We start from the raw sequence: 2,763 nt of genomic DNA, 5'->3' as shown, positions 1-2,763 counted from the left end.
TCTAGGATAAGAAGAGCCAGTAAGCGGCCCTCTGGATAGTCGCTTTCCTGCCAAAAAGAGTCTAGGTCTAACAGTTCTGGTTTTTCGGTCTTCTTTTCAGCTTGTTTGGTTAATTCCAAACGATAAAAGCTATCCAATTCTCCTTTTTGATAGAGAAAGTAGAGAAATTGGTTACAGGTCGAAATCTTTCGCTTCTGGGCGCTAATTTTTAGATTGACTAGATGGGCTTGGTAAATCTTGAGACTGGTCTCCGAAATCCGCTCGCCTACAATGTCTAAAAATTGTTCCAGATCATACTTATAGGACTGCTTGGAATTGGCAGATAAGCCCTGCTTTTCCTCTAAAAAGGCTGAAATCCTATCTCTCATCGGCATCGAATCTCATATTCCTTACTAAAGTCATGCAAGAGGGCATTGACTGCCTTGAGGATAGACTTGCGCGTGATAATTCCTTGTAAAATACCAGACGCATCCACAACCGGCAAGAAGGACTCATCTACCAACTTGTGCAAGACCTCCGTAATAGTAAACTCAGGCGAGACGACCGCTACGTCCGTTCTCGTCATATGAACAATATCCGTATCTGCCATGATTTCTTGACTCAATTCATGCTCCATCTGATAAGCCATAATATCTCTGAGCCCAATCGTCCCAACAAACTGTTTTTCATCTGTCACAACGGGAACACGGGTATAGGTCATCTGACTGAGCAAGAGGGTCGCGTGATCTGCATTGTGGGTATCAATCAACACGGCTAGATTTTCAGCAGGAGTCAAAAAAGTTTCCTCCTGCCCCAACAAGAAAGTTTCAAACTCCTTGGCAATCATCGGCTAAACTCCTTGGACAAGCCTGGATACACCTCATGGTCTCGTGTCAAAAAGTCCACTTTAAAATAACTATCATCAATCTCCACACGAGCATAGAGACATTCTCTGATGGTCCCACGTGGTTGACTGATGGAACCTGGATTTAGAAAGAGGGTCTTGCCTTCCATCCAAGCACTTGGCACATGCAAGTGACCATAAAGACAGATATCGGCCTCTTCTTCCTGAGCCCAGTAGTCCAACTTTTGAAAGTTGAAATTGATGTCAAACAAGTGACCATGGGTTTGGATAATCTTGGTCGAACCAAGCTCAGTCACCAAACGTTCTGGGTAGCCGGCGTAGAAGTCCATGTTCCCTTTAACAACACGGATGCCTTCCCAAAGGGGAGAATCAGGACGCAGTTCAGAATCGCCGTTATGAAAAACGGCATCAACTTTGCCTACATAGCGATCACGGATTTCTTCCACAATCAAGCTATCGCCATGAGAATCGCTCATTACAATGATGATTTGCTTTGCCATGATGGAAATACCTCCAAAAGTTTCTTAACGGCTAAGGCACGGTGAGATTGACTATTTTTTTCTTCAAGGGTTAATTCAGCTGAGGATTTGCCTGTCTCTCCTACAAGGAAGAGAGGATCGTAACCAAATCCATTTTCACCCTTAGGTTCAAAGTTAATGTAGCCAGGCCAGTCTGCTTCAACAACCAAACTTTCCTTGTTTGGACTGGCTACGACTAGGGTTGTATGGAATTGAGCCGAGCGGTCCTTGAGTTCAAAGACCATGGCCAATTCGTGCAAGAGTTTGGCATTGTTTTCACGGTCAGTAGCTCCCACACCTGCGAAACGAGCTGACCAGACACCTGGCAAGCCACCAAGGACATCGACTTTGAGACCTGAGTCATCTGCCAAAACCATCTTGCCCGTTAATTGAGAAATAGTTTCTGCCTTGAGGCGGGCATTTTCTTCGAAGGTCATGCCTGTTTCTGCTACTTCAGGCAAGTCAGGATAGTCATTAAGATTTTCCACATTGTAGCCTAGCTTGTCAAAGATAGCTCGGAATTCTTTGGTCTTGCCTTCGTTTCGAGTCGCAATCAATAAGGTTTCTCTGACCTTGCTTGTCTCAAAGAAATCATGAACATTGACCCCTTCTTTAGGCAATTCTACATGCAGGAGTTGCCCATTTTCAACCAAGAGCAAAGCCCCTTGACGTTGAATGACTTCCACATTTCGTCCCATTTCTTGGTTGAGGATATCTACCACAAAAGACAATAAACGGTAGAGAGAACCATAGCGTAAAACAGTAACAGAAACAGGAAAACCTCGATCCTCATCTCGAAATCTTTGGGCAAACTCCAATAGAGGAAAATCCAAGTCATCATCCGTCAACGTCCGGACGCCACCAAAAATACCATAGGACCCAACATACCAGTCCTGGTCATCCTTGTATTCATAAATTTTATTTGTCATAATTCTACATGCTCCACATAAATCTCTTTTTCCAGCCATTCTTCACCAATTTGTGCAAAACTTTGGCTGCTGGCTGTTGTGTAAAAACGGTGATGGAGTGGTCCAGCATCGCGACCACGATTGATTTCAAAATAATTGAGTAAGACTGAAATGTCCCGTACACACTCTGCCCCACTATCGATGAGCTGAACTTTTGGTCCCATGACATTTTGAATAATGGGTCTTAGGAGTGGATAATGAGTACAGCCCAAAATCAGGCTATCCACCTTTCCAACCAAGGGACGCAGGGTTTCATAAACCACTTTTTTGGTAACACTGGTTGACAGAGCACCAGACTCCACCAAGGGAGCAAACTTGGGACAGGCCAAGCTCTCCACCTGTAAGTCGGGATCCAAATCATGGATTTTCTGACGGTATATGTCTGATTGGACCGTCATGGGCGTTCCAATCACTCCGATTTTCCCACCTTGAC

5 protein-coding genes are annotated in these 2,763 nt (G+C 44.5%); all 5 read right to left on the bottom strand.

Translation table 11 applies throughout. The features are described 5' to 3' along the window. The coding region (locus QZ359_RS05930) for a site-specific integrase (protein ID WP_293963989.1) at positions 1 to 368 on the bottom strand (368 nt) is incomplete at its 3' end. Then, complete coding sequence (gene cbpB / locus QZ359_RS05925; RefSeq protein ID WP_293963987.1) at positions 365 to 826, bottom strand: cyclic-di-AMP-binding protein CbpB; 462 nt, start codon at positions 824 to 826, stop codon at positions 365 to 367. The genes cbpB and QZ359_RS05930, both read right to left, overlap by 4 nt. After that, the gene (locus QZ359_RS05920) at positions 823 to 1,344 is read right to left on the bottom strand and encodes a metallophosphoesterase (RefSeq protein WP_001118598.1); all 522 of its coding nucleotides are present in this window, start codon (positions 1,342 to 1,344) and stop codon (positions 823 to 825) included. Before QZ359_RS05920 ends, cbpB begins: the two co-directional genes overlap by 4 nt. Next, positions 1,320 to 2,291: a nucleoside-triphosphate diphosphatase gene (locus tag QZ359_RS05915; protein WP_293963985.1), complete on the bottom strand. Its 972-nt coding sequence runs from the start codon at positions 2,289 to 2,291 to the stop codon at positions 1,320 to 1,322. Before QZ359_RS05915 ends, QZ359_RS05920 begins: the two co-directional genes overlap by 25 nt. Further along, on the bottom strand, positions 2,288 to 2,763 hold a 476-nt coding region (locus QZ359_RS05910; RefSeq protein WP_293963983.1), incomplete at its 5' end, for an aspartate/glutamate racemase family protein. The genes QZ359_RS05910 and QZ359_RS05915, both read right to left, overlap by 4 nt.

Origin of the sequence: Streptococcus sp. (assembly GCF_019414905.1) — a bacterium.
Lineage (GTDB): Bacteria > Bacillota > Bacilli > Lactobacillales > Streptococcaceae > Streptococcus.
This window is presented reverse-complemented; position numbering and strand designations above follow the sequence as displayed.